Below are 6000 nucleotides of genomic sequence, written 5' to 3' on the forward strand. Positions count from 1 at the left end.
GCTCCGCAAACAAGCACTGGCGCGCAAAGGCGACGAGTGTAGCGGTCTGCCACTGGTCAGGCCAGCACAGGGAAAAGCCAACAGGCTTGACAGCACTCCCTCATATCGGCATGATTCGCGGCCTTATTTGTTTGTAACCCCCAGAATTTTTTCGAGGAGCTTGACGGTGGCCAATACACCTTCTGCCAAAAAACGCGCAAAACAGGCTGAGAAGCGTCGTAGCCATAACGCCAGCCAGCGCTCGATGGTTCGTACTTACATCAAGAACGTAGTCAAGGCTATCGAAGCCAAAGACGTCGCTCTTGCAACGACCGCTTACACCCTGGCTGTGCCGGTAATCGACCGTATGGCCGACAAAGGCATCATCCACAAGAACAAAGCCGCTCGTCATAAGAGCCGCCTCAATGGCCATATCAAGGCCTTGAGCGAAGCTGCAGCAGCCTAAGCTGCTAGCGACACGCTGCTAGTTCTTAAAAAACCGACCTAATGGTCGGTTTTTTATTGCCTGCGCCAAGCCAAAACCGGTGGTTTATCGGCGCGACGCAAAAGCCGGCGGGTTGTCGCTGCGCTCCGAAGCCGCCCTACGGAACATCGCCGAACGCAGGATCTGGAACAAGCCGCGATCCGTAGAGTGTCACTCGCCGCAGGCCGTAGGATGGGTGATAACCCATCAATTGGCAGATGGGTTATCACCCATCCTACGACTCTAAACGCAAAAAATGCCGCTTCCCTGGCAAGGGGAAAGCGGCATTTTTATTAAGTGAACAGCATTGCGAATCGCTTCGGGCTTTTTGCTCAGGGCTTTTGCGGCCAGGGCAGAATCGGGATCGCCGTCACTGCATTCTGCGGGCTGCCTTCGATTACCCGGTCGCTATAAACCAGATAGACCAGGGTATTGCGCTTTTCGTCGAAGAATCGCACCACCTGCATGGTCTTGAACACCAGCGAGGTACGCTCACGGAAAACTTCTTCGCCCTCCTTGAGCTCGCCCTGAAAGCTGATCGGCCCAACCTGACGACAGGCAATCGAGGCCTCAGCGCGATCCTCGGCCAGGCCCAGACCACCCTTGACGCCACCGGTCTTGGCCCGCGACAGGTAACAGGTCACCCCAGCGACCTTAGGATCATCAAAAGCCTCGACAACAATTTTGTCGTTCGGGCCCATGATTTTGAAAACCGTCGACACCTCGCCGATCTGCTCAGCCATCGCCAACCCAGGCAACAGCACAAGCGCACCCAGCAATCCCTTTACGACTCGCATCAGCCTTCCCTCAAATCAGGATCAAATTATCCCGATGCACCAACTCGGGCTCATCAACATAACCCAGCAGACTCTCGATGGCATCCGACGACCGACCGATGATCTTTTGCGCCTCAAGCGCGCTGTAGTTGGCCAGACCGCGAGCAATTTCGCGACCATCCGCCGCCACACAGATCACCATTTCACCGCGACGAAAACTGCCCTGCACCGCCTTCACGCCGACCGGCAGCAAGCTCTTGGTGCCAGTTGCTAGCGCCTTGACGGCACCATCATCCAACACCAGGGTGCCGCGGGTCTGCAGATGCCCCGCCAACCACTGCTTGCGCGCCGCCAGCATGCCGCGCTCGGGTGCCAGCAGGGTACCCAGGCGCTCGCCTGCCTTGAGCCGCGCCAGCACCTGCTCGATAGCACCGCCGACGATCACCGTATGCGCCCCTGAACGCGCAGCCAGACGCGCCGCACGCAGTTTGGTCTGCATACCGCCACGCCCCAGTGCACCACCGACACCGCCCGCCACAGCATCCAGCGCCGGATCATCGGCGCGCGCTTCGAAAATCAGCTCGGCATCGGGGTTATGCCGCGGATCGGCGTTATACATGCCGTCGCGATCGGTGAGGATCACCAGCAGATCCGCCTCGACCAGATTGGCCACCAGCGCCGCCAGGGTGTCGTTATCACCAAAGCGGATCTCATCGGTAACCACGGTGTCGTTCTCGTTGATCACCGGTACCACATCCAGATCCACCAGGGTGCGCAGCGTGCTGCGCGCATTCAGGTAGCGCTTGCGATCGGACAGATCGTCATGGGTCAGCAGAATCTGCGCCGTGCGCCGGCCGTGCTCGGCAAAGCTCGACTCCCACGCCTGAATCAGCACCATCTGACCAATCGCCGCTGCAGCCTGCAACTCATGCATGGCGCTCGGTCGCGCCACCCAACCCAGCTTGCTCATGCCCGCCGCCACCGCACCGGAGGACACCAGCACCAGCTCAACACCCTGCTCACGCAGCGCGACCATCTGCTTGACCCAAACCGCCATGGCCGCGCGATCCAGACCACGACCATCAGCGGTCAGCAGCGCACTGCCAATCTTCACTACCCAGCGCTGCGCACCGGTTACCTTGTCACGCATGATCTTCCAACCTTAGCGGCGACCTGTGATTACAAAAACGCCGCAATTAAGCGGCGCTGAGCTCTTGCCTAACAAGACCCTGGAAACGTAGCGAGCGAAGGCTAGGCAAGGCGAAATCAGTTGAGAAAGCGCAGTGTACAACTGTACATGAGCATTTCGAGACTGATTTCAACGCCGCCTAGCCGAGCGCAGTAGTTTTCAGCGACTTGTTAATCCCGGACGTAAATGATTTCCGGCCCATCCTCTTCGTCTTCCTCATCCCAGAAGCTGTCGTCTTCATCAACATCACCGACCGCCTTGACCCCGGAACGACGCAGCGCACGCTTGTCGTCCAGCGCCTGCAGCTGGGCGCGCGCTTCGTCTTCGATGCGCGTATCCAGCTCAGCCAGCTCGGCAGCGTACTCTGGGTTTTCCTGAATGCGCTCAGCGCGCGCTTCAAGGAAGTCCATGATGTCATAACAGAGCTTCTCAGTACCCTGGCGCGCCAGGGCAGAAATCACATACACCGGTCCGTCCCACTCGATCCGCGCGACGATTTCAGCGATACGGGCTTCCTGCTCCTCATCGAGAATCTGGTCAGCCTTGTTCAGCACCAGCCAGCGCTCGCGCTCAGCCAGCGACGGACTGAACTTGGTCAGCTCATCAATAATGGTGGCCGCCGACTCGGCCGGATCGGTCAGATCCAGCGGTGCCATATCAACCAGGTGCAGCAGCAGACGGGTACGCGACAAGTGCTTGAGGAAGCGAATACCCAAGCCAGCACCATGGGAGGCACCCTCGATCAGCCCAGGAATATCGGCAACCACGAAGCTTTTGTAGCGATCAACACTGACCACACCCAGGTTTGGCACCAGGGTGGTGAAGGGGTAGTCGGCGACTTTCGGCTTGGCGGCCGATACCGAGCGAATAAAGGTGCTCTTGCCGGCATTCGGCAAGCCCAGCAGGCCGACATCGGCCAACACCTTCAATTCCAGCTTGAGGTCGCGCGCATCGCCCGGCTTGCCCGGCGTGGTCTGCCGCGGCGCACGGTTGGTGCTGGACTTGAAGCGAGTGTTGCCCAGACCGTGCCAACCACCCTGCGCCACCAGCAAACGCTGGCCCGCGCGAGTCAGGTCGCCAATCACTTCCTGGGTGCCGGCATCGATCACCGTGGTACCAATTGGCACCGGCAGGATCATGTCCTCGCCCTTGGCACCGGTACAGTCGGTGCTGCCGCCCTTCTCACCATTCTGCGCCTGGAAGCGACGGGTATAGCGATAGTCCACCAGAGTGTTGAGGTTCTCCTGGGCCTCGATATAAACCGAGCCACCGTCGCCGCCATCACCACCGTTAGGGCCGCCCTTCTCGATAAACTTTTCGCGACGAAAAGCCATCATGCCGTTACCGCCGTCGCCGGCTTTTACAAAAATCGATACTTCATCGACGAATTTCATTTTTACGCCTCCCGCAATCACGCGGGTCATCTAAACCGAGAAACACCAGGTTCTTGCAAAATTGACCTGCATTCAAATCGAACGCTTACACCCAGGACAGTTTGGCAAGAACCCCAAGAATACAGAAACAAAAAAGCCCCGTCGCATGGACGGGGCTTTCCCAGCAGTCGCGCAATTAAGCCGCAACGACGCTCACGTAACGGCGGTTGAACGCGCCTTTTACTTCGAACTTGATCACGCCTTCGATTTTCGCGAAGAGGGTGTGATCTTTACCCATGCCAACGCCGTAACCGGCATGGAACTGGGTGCCGCGCTGACGCACGATGATGTTGCCTGCTTTGATAGCCTGGCCGCCATACATCTTCACGCCAAGGCGTTTGGCTTCTGAGTCGCGACCGTTGCGGGTACTACCGCCAGCTTTTTTGTGTGCCATGAGTTCAATACTCCTATAAAGGGATCAGACCGAAACGAATCAGGCCTGGATACCGGTGATTTTGATCTCGGTGTACCACTGACGGTGGCCCTGGCGCTTCATGTGGTGCTTACGACGACGGAACTTGATGATGGTGACCTTGTCGTGACGACCTTGAGCGATCACTTCAGCAACAACTTTGGCACCTTCAACAACCGGCGCGCCGATTTGAACGTCGTCGCCATTGCCGATCAGCAGAACACGGTCAAAAGTCACAGCTTCGCCAGTGGCCAGCTCGAGTTTTTCGACCTTGAGGAATTCGCCTTCGGTGACTTTGTATTGCTTGCCACCAGTAACAATTACTGCGTACATGGTAAATCTCCGTTGATCCTGCTCACCCAGCGCTTTATAGGAATAAGTGTCGGCTGGCATGGCTGCTTGGGGCCGGAAGGACACCCTTGCAATTGCGTAAGGCAGGGAAATACCCAGGGGGAAGTTCAGGGTGCGCGATTGTACGCAAGCAATAGGCTCCATGCAAGTGCGCCGAGCGCTTGCCTTGACAGCCCCCACCCTGCCCCATAGCATGCCGCGCAACCCATGAGTAGCAGGTGCAAGCGATGCAACCCCAGGCTTTCTACCGCGTGGTGGCGGATGACTTCACCGCCGTCGACGGCATCATCCGCGCGCAACTGGTGTCGCGAGTCCCTCTGGTCGAGAAAATCGGCGACTATATTATCTCCGCTGGCGGCAAACGCCTGCGGCCGTTGCTGGTTCTGCTCAGCGGCAAGGCCCTGGGTATTGAAGGCGATAACCTGCGCCTGCTCGCTGCCACCATCGAATTTCTGCATACCGCCACCCTGCTGCACGACGATGTGGTCGACATGTCCGACATGCGCCGCGGCCGCAGCACGGCCAATGCCCAGTGGGGCAATGCCCCGAGCGTGCTGGTCGGCGACTTCCTTTATTCGCGCTCGTTCGAAATGATGGTCGAGCTCGGCTCCATGCCGGTGATGAAGATCCTGTCCAAGGCCACCCGGGTGATTGCCGAAGGCGAAGTGCTGCAGCTGTCGAAGATCCGCGACGCCAGCACCACCGAAGAAACCTATATGGAAGTCATCCGCGGCAAGACTGCGATGCTTTTCGAGGCTTCGACCCATAGCGCCGCCGCTCTGGCCGATGCCACCGCCGAACAAACCGAAGCCCTGCGCACCTTTGGCGACCACCTCGGTGTGGCCTTCCAACTGGTCGACGACCTGCTCGACTACCGCGGCGACGCCACCACCCTGGGCAAGAACGTCGGCGACGACCTCGCCGAAGGCAAGCCGACCCTGCCGCTGATCTACACCATGCGAGAAGGCACGCCAGAGCAGGCAGCTCTGGTACGCCAGGCTATCCAGAAAGGCGGTATCGAGGACCTAGAAAGCATCCGCAATGCCGTAGAAGCCGCCGGCGCGCTGGACTACACCGCCCAGCAAGCCCGCGACTACGCCGAACGCGCCATCGCCTGCCTGGACGCCCTGCCCGCCAGCGAATACCGCGACGCACTGATCGAACTCAGCCGCTTTGCCGTAGCCCGCACGCACTAAGGCTTGCCGCGACAGACAAGAGCCCGTCCATGTGACGGGCTTTTTTATGTGCGCCCAGCATGGGCGCAATCTTGTGGGTGAAAGTCCCGCCGTAAGCTGACCACAGCGAACGAAGTGAAGCGCAACTGCATAAGGGCGACCGAGTGTGGAGAGGAAGCGTGAATCGAAGCCATGAGCCGA

At 59.0% G+C, this 6000-nt stretch carries 7 protein-coding genes; 2 read left to right on the plus strand and 5 right to left on the minus strand.

Annotated elements, in window-relative coordinates:
- Positions 1-166: 166 nt before the first annotated feature.
- Positions 167-445, plus strand: coding sequence for a 30S ribosomal protein S20 (gene rpsT, locus VMP31_RS12560; protein ID WP_304866148.1), 279 nt, complete (start codon positions 167-169; stop codon positions 443-445).
- A 350-nt stretch (positions 446-795) separates the two neighbouring features.
- On the opposite strand, the gene VMP31_RS12565 is transcribed toward rpsT, so the two are convergent.
- The 5 genes from VMP31_RS12565 to rplU all read right to left on the minus strand — a co-directional run bounded on the left by VMP31_RS12565 (position 796) and on the right by rplU (position 4606).
- Positions 796-1260: a CreA family protein gene (locus VMP31_RS12565; RefSeq protein ID WP_325507575.1), complete on the minus strand. Its 465-nt coding sequence runs from the start codon at positions 1258-1260 to the stop codon at positions 796-798.
- Positions 1261-1270: 10 nt separating this feature from the next.
- Entirely contained in the window at positions 1271-2389 is a 1119-nt protein-coding gene (proB, locus tag VMP31_RS12570; protein WP_325507577.1) for a glutamate 5-kinase, read from the minus strand.
- A 209-nt stretch (positions 2390-2598) separates the two neighbouring features.
- The gene (cgtA, locus tag VMP31_RS12575; protein WP_325507579.1) at positions 2599-3822 is read right to left on the minus strand and encodes an Obg family GTPase CgtA; all 1224 of its coding nucleotides are present in this window, start codon (positions 3820-3822) and stop codon (positions 2599-2601) included.
- Between the two features lie 175 nt (positions 3823-3997).
- A complete protein-coding gene (rpmA, locus tag VMP31_RS12580) occupies positions 3998-4255 on the minus strand; it encodes a 50S ribosomal protein L27 (protein ID WP_085584170.1) in 258 nt (85 codons plus the stop codon).
- Between the two features lie 39 nt (positions 4256-4294).
- Positions 4295-4606, minus strand: a complete 312-nt coding sequence (gene rplU / locus VMP31_RS12585; RefSeq protein WP_304866209.1) for a 50S ribosomal protein L21 — start codon at positions 4604-4606, stop codon at positions 4295-4297.
- A 245-nt stretch (positions 4607-4851) separates the two neighbouring features.
- On the opposite strand from rplU, the gene VMP31_RS12590 reads away from it, so the two are divergent.
- Positions 4852-5820, plus strand: a complete 969-nt coding sequence (locus tag VMP31_RS12590; RefSeq protein WP_325507582.1) for a polyprenyl synthetase family protein — start codon at positions 4852-4854, stop codon at positions 5818-5820.
- Positions 5821-6000: the final 180 nt, after the last annotated feature.

Source organism: Pseudomonas sp., from assembly GCF_035512415.1.
In the GTDB taxonomy this organism is placed as follows: domain Bacteria; phylum Pseudomonadota; class Gammaproteobacteria; order Pseudomonadales; family Pseudomonadaceae; genus Aquipseudomonas.